This window comes from Pseudomonas sp. SWRI50, from assembly GCF_014269095.1.
Lineage (GTDB): Bacteria > Pseudomonadota > Gammaproteobacteria > Pseudomonadales > Pseudomonadaceae > Aquipseudomonas > Aquipseudomonas kermanshahensis.
Genome location: NZ_JABWRW010000024.1, coordinates 1 through 16,302, shown reverse-complemented (window position 1 = coordinate 16,302; position 16,302 = coordinate 1). Strand labels below are relative to the sequence as shown.

The following is a 16,302-nucleotide window of genomic DNA, read 5'->3' as shown; positions in this document are numbered from 1 at the left end:
TAGTTGGGGGCTGCTGCGCAGCCCATCGCGACGCAAGGCCGCTCCTACACGGTCCTTGTGGGAGCGGCCTTGCGTCGCGATGGGCCGCACAGCGGCCCCAAATGCGCGAACGTTTCGCGTAGCATGCCCACACTCAACCCCCAGAATCGCCCGCCATGCTAATCCCCTACGACCAACTGCAAGCCGACACCCTGACCCTGCTGATCGAGGACTTCGTCACCCGCGACGGCACCGACAACGGCGACGACACCCCCCTCGAAACCCGCGTATTGCGGGTGCGCCAGGCGTTGGCCAAGGGCCAGGCGTTCATCCTGTTCGACCCGGAAAGCCAGCAATGCCAGCTCCTGGCCAAACATGATGTGCCACGCGAGCTGCTCGACTGACGCCCTCACGCGCCACGCCCCTTGCGCACCTCCCCCTCCTTGATGCGCCTGTACACCTCGGCGCGGTGCACCGGCACCTCGCGGGGGGCACTTACCCCAAAACGCACCATCCCGTCCCGCGTCTCGACCACCATGATGCGGATGTCATCGCCAATGGTGATGACTTCGCCTACTTCGCGCCCTATTACCAGCATGATCCGATCCTCCAGCGTAAGGGAAAACCGGAGACTGCCTCGGGTACTTAAGGCTACTCAATAGTTCCAGGGCAATTCAGAAGCAACCTACATCCATGGGTAATTTCCCCTACAGACAGATCATCGCGCAGGCGCCTTGGCACGCATTTTCACCGCCATGTCCGCCATCTCGGCATACAGCCGCTCAGGTGCCTCGCGCTTGAGCTGCCACGCCTGGCGCCCGGCCTCGTGGGGCAAGATCAGGAACTCGCCGGCAGCCACTTGCCGGTGGATGTACTCGGCGATATCGACCGCGCTGATCGGCGAGCCCTCCAGCAGCTTGCCCACCTGGGCCTTCATGGCCGGGTTGGGGCCACGGAACGAATCCAGCAGGTTGGTCTGGAAGAACGACGGGCACACCACGTGCACCGCCACCTGCACTTGGCGCAATTCCACCAGCAGGCTTTCCGACAGGGCCAGCACACCGGCCTTGGCGACGTTGTAGTTGCTCATGCCCGGGCCCTGCATCAGCGCGGCCATCGAGGCGATGTTGATGATCCGCCCTTGGCTGCGCTCCAGCAGCGGGAGGAAGGCCTTGCAGCCCTTGACCACGCCCATGAGGTTGACCGCGATTTGCCAGTCCCAGTCCTCAAGCGACAACTCGGCGAAGAAGCCGCCCGAGGCGACGCCGGCGTTGTTGACGATCACATCGATGCCGCCAAAGCGCTCTTCGCAGGCCTGGGCCAACGCCGTGAGCTGGCTGTAGTCGCGCACATCACAGCGCTGGATAAACCCGTCGCCACCGGCTTGCTGGGCCAGTTCCAGCGTTTCGCGCAGGCCGGCCTCGTTGACATCGGCCAACGCCAGGCGCCAGCCCTCGCGTGCCCAGCGCAGGGCGATCTCGCGGCCGAGGCCGGACCCGGCGCCGGTGATCATGATGCGGTTTTGCATGGTGGCAGGCCTTGTGCTGATGGGTTGTCAGGCGAGTCTAATCAAGGCATTGCTGTGAGGGAGGGTTCATCAGGGTAGTGAATGAAAGGGCATGACCAAGCGGTCAGTACCAAACAAATGGAATCTTTAGCCAAGCGCACCGGTCCGATTTAACAAGAGGCCAGCAGTCCGAGGCCCTTGACCCCTAACCACGCAAGGACTCCGCCATGACCACGATCCTCATCATCATCCTGATCCTGCTGCTGATTGGTGGCTTACCCGTCTTCCCACACTCGCGCAGCTGGGGCTATGGCCCTTCCGGCATTATCGGCGTGGTGTTGGTGATTCTGCTGGTGCTGTTGCTGCTAGGCATGATCTAGCCGGCCAAGCATGAAAAAACCGCGATACGGGCATCACCCGTATCGCGGTTTTTTTTAGGCCTCAGCGGTCAGTGCGAAACCGCACCGGAAGCGCCCAGGCCGGTTTGCGAACGTACGAACTGCGGGAAGAACAGTGCACGTTCGTTCTCAGCCGCCTTGGACTTGTCGGTGACCGAGAAGAACCAGATACCGACGAAGGCAATCAGCATCGAGAACAGCGCCGGGTACTCGTACGGGTAGATCGCCTTCTCGTGGCCGAGGATCTGTACCCAGATGGTTGGGCCAAGGATCATCAGGCCCACTGCACTCACCAGGCCCAGCCAGCCGCCGATCATGGCGCCGCGGGTGGTCAGTTTCTTCCAGTACATCGAAAGCAGCAGTACCGGGAAGTTGCAGCTGGCAGCAATAGAGAACGCCAGGCCCACCATGAAAGCGATGTTCTGCTTCTCGAACAGGATGCCCAGGCCGATCGCCAGCACGCCGAGGGCGATGGTGGTGATCTTCGACACGCGGATCTCGTCCTTGTCGTTGGCCTTGCCCTTGCGCCATACGCTGGCGTACAGGTCGTGGGACACCGCCGAGGCACCGGCCAGGGTCAGGCCAGCAACCACCGCCAGGATGGTGGCGAAGGCCACCGCCGAGATGAAGCCCAGGAACACGCTGCCACCCACGGCATTGGCCAGGTGCACCGCAGCCATGTTGTTACCGCCCAGCAAGGCGCCTGCGGCGTCCTTGAAGTTCGGGTTGGTGCTGACCAGCAGGATCGCGCCGAAGCCGATGATGAAGGTGAGGATGTAGAAGTAGCCGATGAAGCCGGTGGCGTAGAGCACGCTCTTGCGCGCTTCCTTGGCGTCACTGACGGTGAAGAAGCGCATCAGGATGTGCGGCAGGCCAGCGGTACCGAACATCAGCGCCAGGCCCAGGGAGAACGCCGAGATCGGGTCCTTGACCAGGCCGCCAGGGCTCATGATCGCCTCGCCTTTGGCGTGCACCTTGATGGCTTCGGAGAACAGGGTGTTGAAGTCGAAGTTGACGTGTTTCATCACCATCAGTGCCATGAAGCTGGCACCGGACAGCAGCAGCACGGCCTTGATGATCTGTACCCAGGTGGTGGCCAGCATGCCGCCGAACAGTACGTACAGGCACATCAGGATACCGACCAGGATCACCGCCACGTGGTAGTCGAGGCCAAACAGCAGCTCGATCAACTTACCGGCGCCGACCATCTGCGCGATCAGGTAGAACGCCACCACCACCAGCGAACCGGAGGCCGACAGGGTACGGATTTCTTTCTGCCCAAGGCGGTACGAGGCCACGTCGGCGAAGGTGTACTTGCCCAGGTTGCGCAGGCGTTCGGCGATCAGGAAGAGGATGATCGGCCAGCCGACCAAAAAGCCGATGGAGTAGATCAGGCCGTCGTAACCCGAGGTGAACACCAGGGCGGAAATCCCCAGGAACGAGGCCGCCGACATGTAGTCACCGGCAATTGCCAGGCCGTTCTGGAAGCCCGTGATCTTGCCACCGGCTGCGTAGTAGTCCGCCGCCGATTTGTTGCGTTTGGAGGCCCAGTAGGTGATCCCGAGGGTGAAGGCGACGAAGGCCACGAACATGGCGATCGCCGACACGTTCAGCGGCTGTTTCTGCACCTCGCCGGTCAGGGCATCGGCGGCCCACACGGCGGGTGCGAAAACGCCGCAGGCCAGAACGGCCAGGGCTTTGGCGTGGCGAATCATTGTTGCGCCTCCTTCAGGATGGCCTTGTTCAGCTCATCGAACTCACCGTTGGCACGGCGCACGTAGATGGCGGTCAGGACAAATGCCGAAACGATCAGGCCGACGCCCAGGGGGATGCCCCAGGTAATCGACGACTCTGGGCTGAGCTTGGCGCCCAGTACATGAGGACCGTAGGCGATCAGGAGGATGAAGGCGCAATAGAGACCGAGCATGATCGCCGAGAGAATCCAGGCGAACCGTTCGCGTTTTGTAACCAGCTCCTTGAAGCGCGGGCTGTTTTGTATCGAGAGGTAAATGCTGTCGTTCATTGTTTTTGTCCTAGCAGCACAGATAGGGGATGAAACCCACACCCTCACTTTATGCTGCCGTTGGACGCCAACCAGACGACCTTAGTCTTAGATGCAACAGTGTTTTACCGATCAAGTAACAAAGCGGGGCCGCTTTGCGGCCCTTTCGCGACACAAGGCCGCTCCTACAAGGAATCGCGTAATACCTGTAGGAGCGGCCTTGTGTCGCGAAAAGGCTGCGCAGCAGCCCCGCTTTAGAACGAATAAATCAGTTACTTACCGGTCCACTCTTTGACCCGGTCCGGGTGTTTGGCCACCCAGTCCTTGGCCGCCGCTTCAGGCTTGGCGCCTTCCTGGATCGCCAGCATCACTTCGCCGATCTCGTCCTTGGACTGCCAGCTGAACTTCTTGAGGAACTCCGCCACTTCCGGCGCCTTGGTCGCCAGTTCCTTGCTGCCGATGCTGTTGACGGTTTCGGCAGCGCCATACACGCCTTTCGGGTCTTCGAGGAACTTGAGCTTCCACTTGGCGAACATCCAGTGCGGCACCCAACCGGTCACGGCAATCGACTGCTGCTTGGCATAGGCACGGCCCAGTTCGGCGGTCATCGCAGCGCCGGAACTGGCCTGCAGTTTGTAACCTGTCAGGTCATAGTCTTTGATGGCCTGGTCGGTCTTGAGCATGACCCCGGAGCCGGCGTCGATGCCGACGATCTTCTGCTTGAAGCTGCTGTCGGTCTTGAGGTCGGCGATGCTTACCGCCTTCACGTATTCTGGGACGATCAGGCCGATCTTGGCATCCTTGAAGTTGGCACCGTAGTCGACCACGTTGTCTTTGTTCTTGGTCCAGTACTCACCGTGGGTCACGGGTAACCAGGCCGACAACATCGCATCGAGCTTGCCGGTCGCCACGCCCTGCCACATGATGCCCGTGGCCACGGCCTGCAACTTCACGTCGTAGCCGAGCTTCTGCTTGATCACTTCGGCAGCCACGTTGGTGGTCGCCACGCTGTCGGCCCAACCATCCACGTAACCAATGCTTACTTCTTTGGCCATTGCCTGTGCAGCGCTCATGGCCATTACCAGGGCGGTGCCCACACCCAGGAAACGTCGCATCTTGTTCAAAGTTGCCATCAAAGCATCCCCTCGTCAGGTCTCGGAGATTGCATCATCTTCCTGCAACAACTTGTGACCTGCTCCCTGTACGACATGTAACCACTCATATACGACAGCACTGTGCCATTAGCGCCATGGGCTCACGCCAGTCTGCGCGATCCTTGCATGCCAAAGGTTTGGCGCCGGGCTACTATCTACCCTTTTGCGCCTGACGATGGACCGCCCGATGCCCAGCCCCACCCGCCTGCACCTGCCGTTGTACCTGCTAGCCTGCCTGCTTGCCCTGATCGGGCTGGCAACGCTCTGGTACGGGCTCGGCAAGCCAGTGCACCTGCCCGATGCGGCCAGCCCCACGCACAAACTGCAGTGCGCTTCTTACACCCCCTTCGACAAGGACCAGTCGCCGTTCGACCAGCCGTTTCGTCTGCGCCCGGCGCGCATGGATGCCGACCTGGCCTTGCTGGCGGAGCGTTTTCAGTGCATCCGCACCTATTCGATGACCGGCCTTGAGGCGATTCCGCAGCTGGCACGCAAACATGGCCTGAAGGTGATGCTCGGTGCCTGGGTCAACGCCAACGCGGTGGACACCGAAAAGGAAGTGGACCTGCTGATCGCCGCCGCCAACGCCAACCCCGATGTCGTCAGCGCGGTGATCGTCGGCAACGAGGCGCTGCTGCGCAAGGAAGTCACCGGCACGCGCCTTGCCGAGCTGATCGCCAAGGTCAAGCGCCAGGTCAAGGTGCCGGTCACCTATGCCGACGTCTGGGAATTCTGGCTACAGCACCCTCAGGTGGCCCCGGAGGTGGACTTTTTGACCATCCACCTGCTGCCTTACTGGGAGGATGACCCGCGCGGCATCGACGATGCCTTGGCCCATGTCGCCGATGTGCGCCGTGAGTTCGGGACGCGCTTTGCGCCCAAGGACATTCTGATCGGCGAGACCGGCTGGCCCAGCGAAGGCCGCCAACGGGAAACCGCCGTGCCCAGCCGGGCCAACGAGGCGCGCTTTATCCGTGGCTTTGTGGCGATGGCCGAAAGCAATGGCTGGCGGTACAACCTGATCGAGGCCTTCGACCAGCCGTGGAAGCGCGCCAGCGAAGGCGCCGTGGGCGGTTACTGGGGGCTTTACGACGCCGACCGGCAGGACAAAGGCGTGCTCGAAGGGCCCGTCAGCAACCTGCACTACTGGCCGCAGTGGCTGCTGGCCAGCGCGGTGTTGATGCTGGTCATGCTGTTGGTGGCCGGGCAGCCCGCTACCCCCATGGCGGCCCTGCTGTTGCCGTTGCTGGCCGCGTTTGGCGCGGGTTGCCTGGGGCTGTGGGGCGAGCTGATGCGCAGCCACGCACGCTTTGCTGGGGAGTGGCTGTGGGCCGGGCTGCTGGCGGCGCTCAACCTGCTGGTGCTGGCCCACGCCGCCCTGGCCTTGGCCCGCCGCGAGGGCTGGCGTGAGCGTGTTTATGCCTGGCTTGAGGCCCGTGCTGGCTGGCTGTTGCTTGCAGCGGGCTTTGCGGCGGCGGTGAGCATGCTGGCGCTGGTGTTCGACCCGCGTTATCGCAGTTTCCCCACGGCTGCACTGGCGTTGCCGGCAGTGGTTTACCTGGTGCGGCCAGTGCTGGCGCGGCGGGCCGAGGTGGCATTGCTGGCGTTTATCGTGGGGGCGGGGGTGGCGCCGCAGTTGTTTCTGGAAGGGCTAGAGAATCAGCAGGCCTGGGGGTGGGCGGTGGTGAGCGTGTTGATGACCGCGGCGTTGTGGCGGAGCTTGAGGCTGCGTGCGGGTTGATATTGCCGGGTCCGCTGCGCGGCCCATCGCCGGCAAGCCAGCTCCTACAGGTCTGCGCTGTACCTGTAGGAGCTGGCTTGCCGGCGATGGGCTGCAAAGCAGCCCCTATCAGCCGCGACGCGGTTGCCGCACCAGCCGCAACCCCGCCAGCACCACGGCAAACACCGCAATACTGGCGGTATACAGCACCAGCGCCGGTATCGCGAACACCAACGCCAAACCTGCCAGCCACCACCCAACCCGACCCGCAACCACCTGCGCCACCAGCGCCAGGCCAAGCCCACTCCAGGCGATGACCTGAAAATGAATACCCAGCCCCAGCAGCGAGCGCACCTGGCACTGCCAGAACGCCTCGGGCGCCGCACACAGCCCCACCCACTGCGCGTCTTCCATCAACCCATAACGCACGCCATAGCTGGCGGCCAGCCACGCAGGCAGGAATAACAGCAAGGCAATGACCGGCAGCGAACGAGACATCCAGTTCTCCAATAGCGGAAATCGAAATCGTGCATGATCGCCCAAGGCCGGTTGTAAGGCAAAATCACCTTCCTGCAGCTATGTTGCAGATAACAAGCACACCAAAGACCACCGCACTTGGCAACTTTGCCCATACTGCCGTGGTCCTAGCCTGCACACCGCAACACCTTGTATTTCTTTTTGGGGGTTACATGCATCGATCTTTGCGCCTCGCTGCCCTGCTCGGCGGCCTGCTCATGGCTGTGGCCGCTTCGGCGCGGGATATCGACGCCGCGAGCTATGGCTACCCCTTGACCAACCCGTTCGAGGCGACCATCGCCACCACGCCGCCGGAGCAACGCCCAACCTTGCCCAGCGATGAGGACATCGACCAGGACGACTACAGCCTCAACCTGCGACCCGAGCGTGAGTTCACCCTGCCCGACAACTTCTGGTCGGTAAAAAAGCTCAAGTACCGCCTGGCCCGTCAGGACCACAAGGCGCCGCTGATCTTCCTGATCGCTGGCACCGGTGCCCCTTATTCCAGCAGCATCAACGAATACCTGAAAAAGCTGTACTACCAAGCCGGCTACCACGTGGTGCAACTGTCCTCGCCCACCAGCTACGACTTCATGAGTGCGGCCTCGCGCTTCGCCACCCCGGGTATCAGCCAGGAAGACGCTGAAGACATGTACCGGGTAATGCAGGCCGTGCGCGCCCAGCACCCGCGCTTGCCGATCAGCGAGTTCTACCTCACCGGCTACAGCCTCGGCGCGCTGGACGCGGCGTTCGTCAGCCACCTGGACGAGACCCGGCGCAGCTTCAACTTCAAGCGTGTGCTGCTGCTCAACCCGCCGGTCAACCTGTACACCTCGATCAACAACCTCGACAAACTGGTGCAAACCCAGGTCAAAGGCATCGACCGCAGCACCACGTTCTACGAGCTGATGCTCACCAAGTTGACCCGTTACTTCCAGGACAAGGGCTATATCGACCTCAACGAAGCCCTGCTGTACGACTTCCAGCAGTCGCGACAGCACTTGTCCAACGAGCAGATGGCCATGCTGATCGGCACCTCGTTCCGCTTCTCGGCAGCCGATATCGCCTTTACCTCCGACCTGATCAACCGCCGCGGCCTGATCATTCCGCCGAAGTTCCCGATCACCGAGGGCAGCAGCCTCACGCCGTTCTTCAAGCGTGCCCTGCAGTGCGACTTCGACTGCTACATGACCGAGCAGGTGATCCCGATGTGGCGCGCCCGCACCGATGGCAACAGCATCCTGCAGTTGGTTAACCAGGTCAGCCTGTATGCGCTGGAAGACTACCTGCGCGACAGCCCGAAAATTGCCGTGATGCACAACGCCGACGACGTCATCCTCGGCCCAGGCGATATCGGCTTCTTGCGCAAGGTGTTCGGTGACCGCCTGACCCTTTACCCCCATGGCGGCCATTGCGGCAACCTCAACTACCGCGTCAACAGCGACGCCATGCTGGAGTTCTTCCGTGGTTAACAAACTCCTCTTCGCCACTGCCCTGCTCGTCGCTGGCAACGCCCTGGCCGCGGAGGTCGCACCGCGCGCCAGCGTGGTCGAGGCCGACCCGCAGGTTACCGCCGCACCGCTGCCACCGGAGGCCGATGGTTTCATCGACCCGTTGCGGGCATTGAAATTCAACCCAGGCCTGGACCAGCGCGAGTTCGAACGCTCCACCCTGGAGGCGCTGAACGTCTACGACCCACTGGAATCGATCAACCGGCGCATCTACCACTTCAACTACCGCCTCGACCAATGGGTGCTGCTGCCCGTGGTGAGCGGCTATCAGTATGTAACACCGCGTTTCGTGCGCACCGGGGTGAGCAACTTCTTCAACAACCTCGGCGATGTGCCGAACCTGTTCAACAGTGTGTTGCAACTGAAAGCCAAGCGCTCGGCGGAAATCACCGCACGGTTGATGTTCAACACGCTGATCGGGGTCGGTGGGCTGTGGGACCCGGCGACCAAGATGGGCCTGCCGCGCCAGAGTGAAGACTTCGGCCAGACCCTGGGCTTTTATGGTGTGCCGGACGGGCCGTACCTGATGCTGCCGGTGCTGGGCCCCTCGAACCTGCGCGATACCACCGGGCTGGTGGTGGACTATGCGGGCGAGCAGGCGGTCAACTTCCTCAATGTGCCGGAAACCAGTACCGATCACCCGGAAATCTTTGCCCTGCAAGTGGTGGACAAGCGCTATACCACCAAATTCCGCTATGGCCAGCTCAACTCGCCGTTCGAGTATGAGAAGGTTCGGTATGTGTATACCCAGGCGCGCAAGCTGCAGATTGCTGAGTAAATAGCTACTGGCCTCTTCGCGGGCAAGCCCGCTCCTACAGGTACCCCACTGCGCTCAGGCCAGTGATACCCCTGTGGGAGCGGGCTTGCCCGCGAAGAGGCCAGTACTGCTTGCATCAAATTCCCAGAAACTGCTCCAGCTCCCGCCGCTTGACCAAAGCATCCCTGCGCCCCAGCTCGATCAGCTCACTGCAATAACTCGCCTCGAACAGCAAGTAACTCAACACCCCCGCCCCACTGGTTCGCGTCGCCCCCGGCCCACGCAAGAACAGCCGCAACGCCGCCGGCAATTCACGCCGGTGCCGCGCAGCGATTTCGTCCAGCGGCTGGCTGGGCGCCACCACCAATACTTCCACCGGCGCCAGCCCCAGGCGCCGTGCATCCAGGTGGGCAGGCAGCAAGTGGCTAAGGTGATTGAGCCGCTGCAGCAGTTCGATGTCGTCTTCCAGGCTGTCGATGAAGGTGCTGTTGAGCATGTGCCCACCAATCTGCGCCAGGCTCGGCTGCTGGCCACTGAACACTCGCTGGGTGGGCCGCGGCGGCGATGGCCGCTGAGGGTTGCCGCTGACCCCGACCACCAGCACCCGGCTGGCCCCCAGGTGCAACGCCGGGCTGATCGGTGCCGACTGGCGCACCGCGCCGTCACCGTAGTACTCGTCGCCCAGCCTGACCGGCGCGAACAACAGCGGGATCGCCGCACTGGCCAGCAAGTGGTCGAGGGTCAACGGCGTGGGTACGCCGATGCGGCGGTGGCGCAACCACGCCTCGATGGTGCCGCGGCCCTGGTAGAAGGTCACCGCCTGCCCCGACTCGTAGCCGAATGCGGTCACCGCCACGGCGCGCAGTTGTTCGGTGGCCAGGGCGTGGTCGATGCCGTCCAGGTCCAGGTGCGCTTGCAGCAGGCCGCGCAAAGGGCTGCTGTCGAGCAGCGCCACCGGTGCATGGCCACCCAGGCCCAGCAGGCTGTGGCTGACGAAGCGGCTGGCCTGGCGGATTACCCCCGGCCAGTCGCTGCGCAGCACCAGGTGGCTGCGAAAGTTTTGCCAGAAAGCGGTGAGGTTGCGCACGGTTTCGGTGAAGCGGGTGGCACCGCTGGCGAGGGTGACCGCATTGATAGCGCCAGCCGACGTGCCGACAATGACCGGGAAGGGGTTGGGCGCGCCCGGGGGCAGCAGTTCAGCGATACCGGCCAATACGCCGACCTGATAAGCGGCACGGGCGCCGCCGCCAGAGAGGATCAGACCGGTTACTGGGGCGGGTGCCATTTATTGCTCCCTGGGTTATCGGCTGTCAGGCCCGGCCTCTTCGCGGGGCAAGCCCGCTCCGTACTCCACTGGCTTCTGGCACTTTAGAGGTCCTGTGGGAGCGGGCTTGCCCCGCGAAGAGGCCAGCACTGGCATTACAAAAATCAGCGTTTCTTCTTGTCATACAGCCTAGGCGCACCCTCGGGCCGCGACTTGAAGCGCCGGTGCGCCCACAGGTACTGCTCGGGGCACTCACGCAACACACCCTCGATCCACTGGTTGATGCGCAGGCAGTCCGCTTCTTCACTCTCCCCGGGGAAGTCCGCCAGCGGCGGATGGATCACCAAACGATAGCCGCTGCCATCTTCCAGGCGTTTCTGGGTAAAGGTGATGACCTGCGCCTTGCCCAGGCGGGCGAACTTGGTGGTGGCGGTCACGGTCGCCGCCGGGATGCCGAACAACGGCACGAACAGGCTCTGCTTGGCGCCGTAATCCTGGTCGGGCGCATACCAGATTGCCCGGCCCGAACGCAGCAGCTTGAGCATGCCGCGTACGTCTTCACGCTCCACCGCCAGCGAGTCGAGGTTGTGCCGCTCACGGCCGCTGCGCTGGATGAAGTCGAACAGCGGGTTGCCGTGCTCGCGGTACATACCATCGATGGTGTGCTGCTGGCCCAGCAGCGCGGCGCCGATTTCCAGGGTGGTGAAGTGCACGGCCATCAGAATCGCGCCCTGCCCTGCCTGCTGGGCAGCCTGCAGGTGCTCGAGGCCTTCGATATGTGCCAGGCGTGCCAACCTGGCCTTGGGCCACCACCAGCTCATGGCCATTTCGAAGAAGGCGATGCCGGTGGAGGCGAAGTTGGCCTTCAACAAACGCTGCCGTTCGTCGTCGGACATTTCAGGGAAACACAGTTCAAGGTTGCGCGCGGCGATGCGTCGACGCTCGCCGGCAACCCGGTACATCACTGCGCCCAGGGCAGTGCCGACCCACAGCAAGGCCCGGTAAGGCAGCTGGACGATCAGCCACAGCAGGCCCAGGCCCAGCCACAGGCCCCAGAATCTGGGGTGAAGGAAATAGGGGCGAAAACGCGGGCGTTCCATTGAAGCTTCCGGAAAGACAAAGGCCGCGCATTCTACAACGGATCAGCGCATGTTGCGGGCAACGGGTGTTCTCGTTATAAGTCAGGGCACTTTTTTCGCAACAAGCCGTCTATGCAGACCATGAGCCTAAACCAGACCCCCGACACCGCCTCCGTGTTCCAGCTCAAGGGCAGCATGCTCGCCATCACTGTGCTGGAACTGGCGCGCAATGACCTTGAAGCCCTCGACCGCCAATTGGCGGCCAAAGTCGCGCAGGCACCCAACTTTTTCAGCAACACGCCGCTGGTGCTGGCGCTGGACAAGCTGCCGGCCAGCGAAGGCGCCATCGACCTGCCCGGCTTGATGCGTATCTGCCGCCACCATGGCCTGCGTACCCTGGCGATCCGCGCCAACCGCATCGAGGACATCGCCGCGGCGATCGCCATCGACCTGCCGGTGCTGCCGCCGTCCGGCGCGCGCGAACGGCCGCTGGAACCCGAGCCCGAGGTGAAAAAGCCCGAGCCGGCGCCTGCGCCTGCAGCCGAACCGGAAATCCGCCCGACCCGCATCATCACCTCGCCGGTGCGTGGCGGCCAGCAGATCTACGCCCAAGGCGGCGACCTGGTGGTGACCGCGTCGGTCAGCCCAGGTGCGGAACTTCTGGCCGATGGCAACATCCATGTGTACGGCGCCATGCGCGGCCGCGCCCTGGCGGGCATCAAAGGCAACACCAAAGCACGCATTTTCTGCCAGCAGATGACGGCGGAAATGGTCTCGATCGCAGGCCAGTACAAGGTCTGCGAAGACCTGCGCCGCGACCCGCTGTGGGGCTTCGGCGTGCAAGTCAGCCTGTCTGGTGACGTGTTGAACATCACCCGTCTTTAACGGATACTTGCCGTCATTTTTAGAGCAACTTTTTTACCTGTTGCCGTTTTTTGCATATTGCTGGGACACCTGTCCCGACTTATTTAGGGGTGAAACACCTTGGCCAAGATTCTCGTCGTTACTTCCGGCAAGGGGGGTGTGGGCAAGACCACCACCAGCGCCGCCATCGGCACCGGCCTCGCACTGCGCGGCCACAAGACAGTCATCGTCGACTTCGACGTGGGCCTGCGTAACCTCGACCTGATCATGGGCTGCGAGCGCCGCGTGGTGTACGACTTCGTCAACGTGGTCAACGGCGAAGCCAACCTGCAGCAAGCCTTGATCAAGGACAAGCGCCTCGAGAATCTGTACGTCCTGGCCGCCAGCCAGACCCGTGACAAGGACGCGCTGACCCAGGAAGGCGTCGAGAAAGTGCTGATGGAACTCAAGAATGACTTCGAGTACGTCATCTGCGACTCCCCGGCCGGTATCGAAAAAGGCGCGCACCTGGCGATGTACTTCGCCGACGAAGCCATCGTCGTGACCAACCCTGAGGTTTCCTCGGTACGTGACTCGGACCGCATGCTGGGCATCCTGTCGAGCAAGTCGCGCCGCTCCGAGAACGGCGAAGAGCCGATCAAGGAACACCTGCTGATCACCCGCTACCACCCTGAGCGCGTCGAGAAAGGCGAGATGCTGAGCATCGACGACGTTACCGACATCCTCGCGATCAAGCTCAAGGGCGTGATCCCTGAGTCCCAGGCAGTGCTCAAGGCTTCCAACCAGGGCATCCCGGTCATCCTCGACGACCAGAGCGATGCCGGCCAGGCCTATAGCGATACCGTCGACCGTCTGCTGGGCAAAGAAAAGCCCCTGCGGTTCATCGAAGTGCCGAAGCAAGGATTCTTCGCGCGCCTGTTTGGAGGCAAGTAAACCATGAACCTTTTTGACTTCTTTCGTGGCAGACAGAAACAGACCAGCGCGTCGGTGGCGAAAGAGCGTCTACAGATCATCGTGGCGCATGAGCGCGGCCAGCGCAGCGAACCGGACTACCTGCCGGCACTGCAGAAAGAACTGCTCGAAGTGATCCGCAAGTATGTGAACATCGGCAACGATGATGTGCACATCGAGCTGGAAAACCAGGGCAGCTGCTCGATTCTGGAGCTGAACATTACCTTGCCTGATCGCTGATTCAGCGTTCTGGCGTGATCATTGGGGCTGCGTTGCAGCCCATCGCCGGCAAGCCAGCTCCTACAGGGTCCGCGCTGTACCTGTAGGAGCTGGCTAGCCGGCGATGGGCCGCAACGCGGCCCCAATGGTTTTCCCCGATTTAACCGAGACCACGCAATGCCGCTGTCAAACGTCCAGATCCTCCACGAAGACGCCGCCATCCTGGTGGTCAACAAGCCAACCCTGCTGCTGTCAGTGCCCGGCCGTGCCGATGACAACAAGGACTGCTTGATCACCCGCCTGCAGGAAAACGGCTACCCCGATGCGCTGATCGTGCACCGTCTGGACTGGGAAACCTCCGGCATCATCCTGCTGGCCCGCGATGCCGACAGCCACCGCGAGCTGTCGCGCCAGTTCCACGACCGCGAGACCGAAAAGGCCTATACCGCCCTGTGCTGGGGCCAGCCGGCGCTGGACAGCGGCAGCATCGACCTGCCCCTGCGCTACGACCCGCCGACCAAGCCACGGCATGTGGTGGACCATGAGCAAGGCAAGCATGCCCTGACTTTCTGGCGCGTCCTGGAGCGTTGCGGCGACCACTGCCGGGTCGAGTTGACGCCGATTACCGGGCGCTCGCACCAGCTGCGCGTCCACATGCTGTCGATCGGCCACCCGCTGCTGGGTGACCGCTTGTATGCCAACCCTGAAGCCTTGGCGGCCTATGACCGGTTGTGCCTGCATGCGGCAATGCTGAGCTTCACTCACCCGGTCAGCGGGGAGCGGTTGAAGTTCGAGTGCCCGGCACCGTTCTGATGACGCTAGGGCTTAGCGGGCCCTTTCGCGGGGCAAGCCCGCTCCCACAGGGTTTGCGAGGTATCTGTGGGCGCGGGGTTGCCCCGCGAAGAGGCCGACACAATTTGTGATCTATCTGCGTTAAACTCGCGCCACTGCTGTCTGGAGTGAGTTATGCGCGAAGCACTGAACACTGGCCTGATCGATTTCCTCAAGGCCTCCCCCACGCCCTTCCATGCCACCGCCAGCCTGGCCCAGCGCCTCGAGGCCGCCGGCTACCAGCGCCTGGACGAGCGCGACAGCTGGTCAACGGTGCCGGGTGGTCGGTATTACGTCACCCGCAACGACTCCTCGATCATCGCTATCAAACTGGGCAAGCAAGCGCCCCTGCTTGGCGGTATCCGCATGGTCGGTGCCCACACCGACAGCCCGTGCCTGCGCGTCAAGCCGCAACCCGAACTGCAGCGCCAAGGCTTCCTGCAGCTGGGCGTCGAGGTTTACGGCGGTGCGCTGCTGGCGCCCTGGTTCGACCGCGACCTGTCCCTGGCCGGCCGAGTCACCTTCCGCCGTGACGGCAAGGTCGAAAGCCAGCTGATCGACTTCAAGCTGCCCATCGCGGTGATCCCCAACCTGGCGATCCACCTCAACCGCACCGCCAACGAAGGCTGGCAGATCAACCCGCAGAACGAACTGCCGCCCATCCTGGCCCAGGTCGCCGGCGACGAGCGCATCGACTTCCGCGCGCTGCTCACCGAACAGCTGGCCCGTGAGCACGAGCTCAACGCCGACGTGGTGCTGGACTACGAGCTGAGCTTCTACGACACCCAGGATGCCGCGCTGATCGGCATCAACCGCGACTTCATCGCCGGTGCCCGCCTGGACAACCTGCTGTCGTGCTATGCCGGCCTGCAAGCGCTGCTGGCTGCCGACAGCGACGAAACCTGCGTGCTGGTGTGCAACGACCACGAAGAAGTCGGCTCGTGCTCGGCCTGTGGCGCCGACGGCCCCATGCTCGAGCAGACCTTGCAACGCCTGCTGCCCGAAGGTGACAGCTATGTGCGGACCATTCAGCGCTCGCTGATGGTGTCGGCTGACAACGCCCATGGCGTGCACCCCAACTATGCCGACAAGCACGACGGCAACCACGGGCCCAAGCTCAACGCCGGGCCGGTGATCAAGGTCAACAACAACCAGCGCTACGCCACCAACAGCGAAACCGCCGGGTTCTTCCGCCACCTGTGCATGGCCGAAGAAGTACCGGTGCAGAGCTTCGTGGTGCGCAGCGACATGGGTTGCGGCTCGACCATCGGCCCAATCACCGCCAGCAACCTGGGTGTGCGCACGGTCGATATCGGCTTGCCAACCTTTGCCATGCACTCGATCCGCGAGTTGTGCGGCAGCCATGACCTGGCGCACCTGGTGAAAGTGCTGACGGCGTTCTACCGCAGCCGCGACCTGCCGTAAGTCCGCACTGGCCTCATCGCCGGCAAGCCGGCTTGTGTCTTGAGGGGGTATTAGAATCAGGAGTGAGAGCGGTGAATGGCAAGCTGACTGCCGGAGGTGCTGCGAGCACGAGTGGGAGCACACGC

General features: G+C 62.8%; 18 protein-coding genes. 10 read left to right on the top strand and 8 right to left on the bottom strand.

Annotation, left to right across the window (positions count from 1 at the left end):
- The first annotated feature begins 155 nt into the window (after nt 1–155).
- A complete protein-coding gene (locus HU750_RS21620) occupies nt 156–383 on the top strand; it encodes a YheU family protein (RefSeq protein WP_027595929.1) in 228 nt (75 codons plus the stop codon).
- Between the two features lie 5 nt (nt 384–388).
- Here HU750_RS21620 and csrA read toward each other — a convergent pair whose 3' ends face one another.
- Together csrA and HU750_RS21610 are read right to left on the bottom strand one after the other, a co-directional pair.
- Nucleotides 389–577, bottom strand: a complete 189-nt coding sequence (csrA, locus tag HU750_RS21615; RefSeq protein WP_186682270.1) for a carbon storage regulator CsrA — start codon at nt 575–577, stop codon at nt 389–391.
- A 120-nt stretch (nt 578–697) separates the two neighbouring features.
- Nucleotides 698–1,507: an SDR family oxidoreductase gene (locus HU750_RS21610; RefSeq protein ID WP_186682268.1), complete on the bottom strand. Its 810-nt coding sequence runs from the start codon at nt 1,505–1,507 to the stop codon at nt 698–700.
- A 206-nt stretch (nt 1,508–1,713) separates the two neighbouring features.
- On the opposite strand from HU750_RS21610, the gene HU750_RS21605 reads away from it, so the two are divergent.
- Nucleotides 1,714–1,866, top strand: a complete 153-nt coding sequence (locus HU750_RS21605; RefSeq protein ID WP_003252624.1) for a DUF3309 family protein — start codon at nt 1,714–1,716, stop codon at nt 1,864–1,866.
- 68 nt (nt 1,867–1,934) lie between these two features.
- On the opposite strand, the gene HU750_RS21600 is transcribed toward HU750_RS21605, so the two are convergent.
- The 3 genes from HU750_RS21600 to HU750_RS21590 form a co-directional block, all read right to left on the bottom strand.
- Nucleotides 1,935–3,599, bottom strand: a complete 1,665-nt coding sequence (locus HU750_RS21600) for a cation acetate symporter (RefSeq protein ID WP_186682266.1) — start codon at nt 3,597–3,599, stop codon at nt 1,935–1,937.
- Nucleotides 3,596–3,907, bottom strand: a complete 312-nt coding sequence (locus HU750_RS21595) for a DUF485 domain-containing protein (RefSeq protein ID WP_027595925.1) — start codon at nt 3,905–3,907, stop codon at nt 3,596–3,598. Before HU750_RS21595 ends, HU750_RS21600 begins: the two co-directional genes overlap by 4 nt.
- A 251-nt stretch (nt 3,908–4,158) precedes the next feature.
- Complete coding sequence (locus tag HU750_RS21590) at nt 4,159–5,019, bottom strand: glycine betaine ABC transporter substrate-binding protein (RefSeq protein ID WP_099428543.1); 861 nt, start codon at nt 5,017–5,019, stop codon at nt 4,159–4,161.
- A gap of 196 nt (nt 5,020–5,215) precedes the next feature.
- Between HU750_RS21590 and HU750_RS21585 the strand changes: the two genes are divergently transcribed.
- Complete coding sequence (locus tag HU750_RS21585; RefSeq protein WP_186682264.1) at nt 5,216–6,781, top strand: glycoside hydrolase family 17 protein; 1,566 nt, start codon at nt 5,216–5,218, stop codon at nt 6,779–6,781.
- 108 nt (nt 6,782–6,889) lie between these two features.
- Here HU750_RS21585 and HU750_RS21580 read toward each other — a convergent pair whose 3' ends face one another.
- The gene (locus HU750_RS21580) at nt 6,890–7,258 is read right to left on the bottom strand and encodes a hypothetical protein (RefSeq protein ID WP_027595922.1); all 369 of its coding nucleotides are present in this window, start codon (nt 7,256–7,258) and stop codon (nt 6,890–6,892) included.
- A gap of 191 nt (nt 7,259–7,449) precedes the next feature.
- On the opposite strand from HU750_RS21580, the gene mlaY reads away from it, so the two are divergent.
- Nucleotides 7,450–8,748 carry a lipid asymmetry maintenance lipase MlaY gene (mlaY, locus tag HU750_RS21575; RefSeq protein ID WP_099453207.1) on the top strand — a complete coding sequence of 433 codons (1,299 nt, stop codon included), beginning with the start codon at nt 7,450–7,452 and terminating at the stop codon, nt 8,746–8,748.
- 73 nt (nt 8,749–8,821) lie between these two features.
- Nucleotides 8,822–9,565, top strand: a complete 744-nt coding sequence (locus HU750_RS21570; protein WP_374707410.1) for an MlaA family lipoprotein — start codon at nt 8,822–8,824, stop codon at nt 9,563–9,565.
- Nucleotides 9,566–9,680: 115 nt separating this feature from the next.
- Here the strand turns inward: HU750_RS21570 and HU750_RS21565 are convergent, their stop codons facing one another.
- Together HU750_RS21565 and HU750_RS21560 are read right to left on the bottom strand one after the other, a co-directional pair.
- Nucleotides 9,681–10,829 (bottom strand): patatin-like phospholipase family protein, encoded by a 1,149-nt coding sequence (locus HU750_RS21565; RefSeq protein ID WP_186682262.1) that lies wholly within the window; start codon nt 10,827–10,829, stop codon nt 9,681–9,683.
- Nucleotides 10,830–10,972: 143 nt separating this feature from the next.
- Nucleotides 10,973–11,908: a lipid A biosynthesis lauroyl acyltransferase gene (locus tag HU750_RS21560; protein ID WP_186682261.1), complete on the bottom strand. Its 936-nt coding sequence runs from the start codon at nt 11,906–11,908 to the stop codon at nt 10,973–10,975.
- A 111-nt stretch (nt 11,909–12,019) separates the two neighbouring features.
- Here HU750_RS21560 and minC point away from each other — a divergent pair, with 111 nt between their 5' ends.
- The 5 genes from minC (at nt 12,020) to HU750_RS21535 (ending at nt 16,177) form a co-directional block, all read left to right on the top strand.
- Nucleotides 12,020–12,772, top strand: a complete 753-nt coding sequence (gene minC / locus HU750_RS21555; RefSeq protein ID WP_027595917.1) for a septum site-determining protein MinC — start codon at nt 12,020–12,022, stop codon at nt 12,770–12,772.
- A 99-nt stretch (nt 12,773–12,871) separates the two neighbouring features.
- Nucleotides 12,872–13,684, top strand: a complete 813-nt coding sequence (gene minD / locus HU750_RS21550) for a septum site-determining protein MinD (RefSeq protein ID WP_027595916.1) — start codon at nt 12,872–12,874, stop codon at nt 13,682–13,684.
- A gap of 3 nt (nt 13,685–13,687) precedes the next feature.
- Nucleotides 13,688–13,942, top strand: a complete 255-nt coding sequence (minE, locus tag HU750_RS21545) for a cell division topological specificity factor MinE (RefSeq protein ID WP_003252572.1) — start codon at nt 13,688–13,690, stop codon at nt 13,940–13,942.
- Nucleotides 13,943–14,098: 156 nt separating this feature from the next.
- Complete coding sequence (locus HU750_RS21540) at nt 14,099–14,734, top strand: RluA family pseudouridine synthase (RefSeq protein ID WP_027595915.1); 636 nt, start codon at nt 14,099–14,101, stop codon at nt 14,732–14,734.
- Between the two features lie 153 nt (nt 14,735–14,887).
- Nucleotides 14,888–16,177 carry a M18 family aminopeptidase gene (locus HU750_RS21535; protein ID WP_027595914.1) on the top strand — a complete coding sequence of 430 codons (1,290 nt, stop codon included), beginning with the start codon at nt 14,888–14,890 and terminating at the stop codon, nt 16,175–16,177.
- Nucleotides 16,178–16,302: the final 125 nt, after the last annotated feature.

Excerpts from the sequence above, each read along its gene's own strand:
- HU750_RS21580 (WP_027595922.1), bottom strand. The coding sequence starts at position 7,258 with ATGTCTCGTTCGCTGCCGGTCATTGCCTTGCTGTTATTCCTGCCTGCG.
- HU750_RS21605 (WP_003252624.1), top strand. The coding sequence starts at position 1,714 with ATGACCACGATCCTCATCATCATCCTGATCCTGCTGCTGATTGGTGGC.
- HU750_RS21595 (WP_027595925.1), bottom strand. The coding sequence starts at position 3,907 with ATGAACGACAGCATTTACCTCTCGATACAAAACAGCCCGCGCTTCAAG.
- mlaY (WP_099453207.1), top strand. The coding sequence starts at position 7,450 with ATGCATCGATCTTTGCGCCTCGCTGCCCTGCTCGGCGGCCTGCTCATG.
- minC (WP_027595917.1), top strand. The coding sequence starts at position 12,020 with ATGCAGACCATGAGCCTAAACCAGACCCCCGACACCGCCTCCGTGTTC.
- HU750_RS21560 (WP_186682261.1), bottom strand. The coding sequence starts at position 11,908 with ATGGAACGCCCGCGTTTTCGCCCCTATTTCCTTCACCCCAGATTCTGG.
- minE (WP_003252572.1), top strand. The coding sequence starts at position 13,688 with ATGAACCTTTTTGACTTCTTTCGTGGCAGACAGAAACAGACCAGCGCG.
- HU750_RS21620 (WP_027595929.1), top strand. The coding sequence starts at position 156 with ATGCTAATCCCCTACGACCAACTGCAAGCCGACACCCTGACCCTGCTG.
- HU750_RS21535 (WP_027595914.1), top strand. The coding sequence starts at position 14,888 with ATGCGCGAAGCACTGAACACTGGCCTGATCGATTTCCTCAAGGCCTCC.
- HU750_RS21610 (WP_186682268.1), bottom strand. The coding sequence starts at position 1,507 with ATGCAAAACCGCATCATGATCACCGGCGCCGGGTCCGGCCTCGGCCGC.
- csrA (WP_186682270.1), bottom strand. The coding sequence starts at position 577 with ATGCTGGTAATAGGGCGCGAAGTAGGCGAAGTCATCACCATTGGCGAT.
- HU750_RS21600 (WP_186682266.1), bottom strand. The coding sequence starts at position 3,599 with ATGATTCGCCACGCCAAAGCCCTGGCCGTTCTGGCCTGCGGCGTTTTC.
- HU750_RS21590 (WP_099428543.1), bottom strand. The coding sequence starts at position 5,019 with ATGGCAACTTTGAACAAGATGCGACGTTTCCTGGGTGTGGGCACCGCC.
- HU750_RS21585 (WP_186682264.1), top strand. The coding sequence starts at position 5,216 with ATGGACCGCCCGATGCCCAGCCCCACCCGCCTGCACCTGCCGTTGTAC.
- HU750_RS21565 (WP_186682262.1), bottom strand. The coding sequence starts at position 10,829 with ATGGCACCCGCCCCAGTAACCGGTCTGATCCTCTCTGGCGGCGGCGCC.
- HU750_RS21540 (WP_027595915.1), top strand. The coding sequence starts at position 14,099 with ATGCCGCTGTCAAACGTCCAGATCCTCCACGAAGACGCCGCCATCCTG.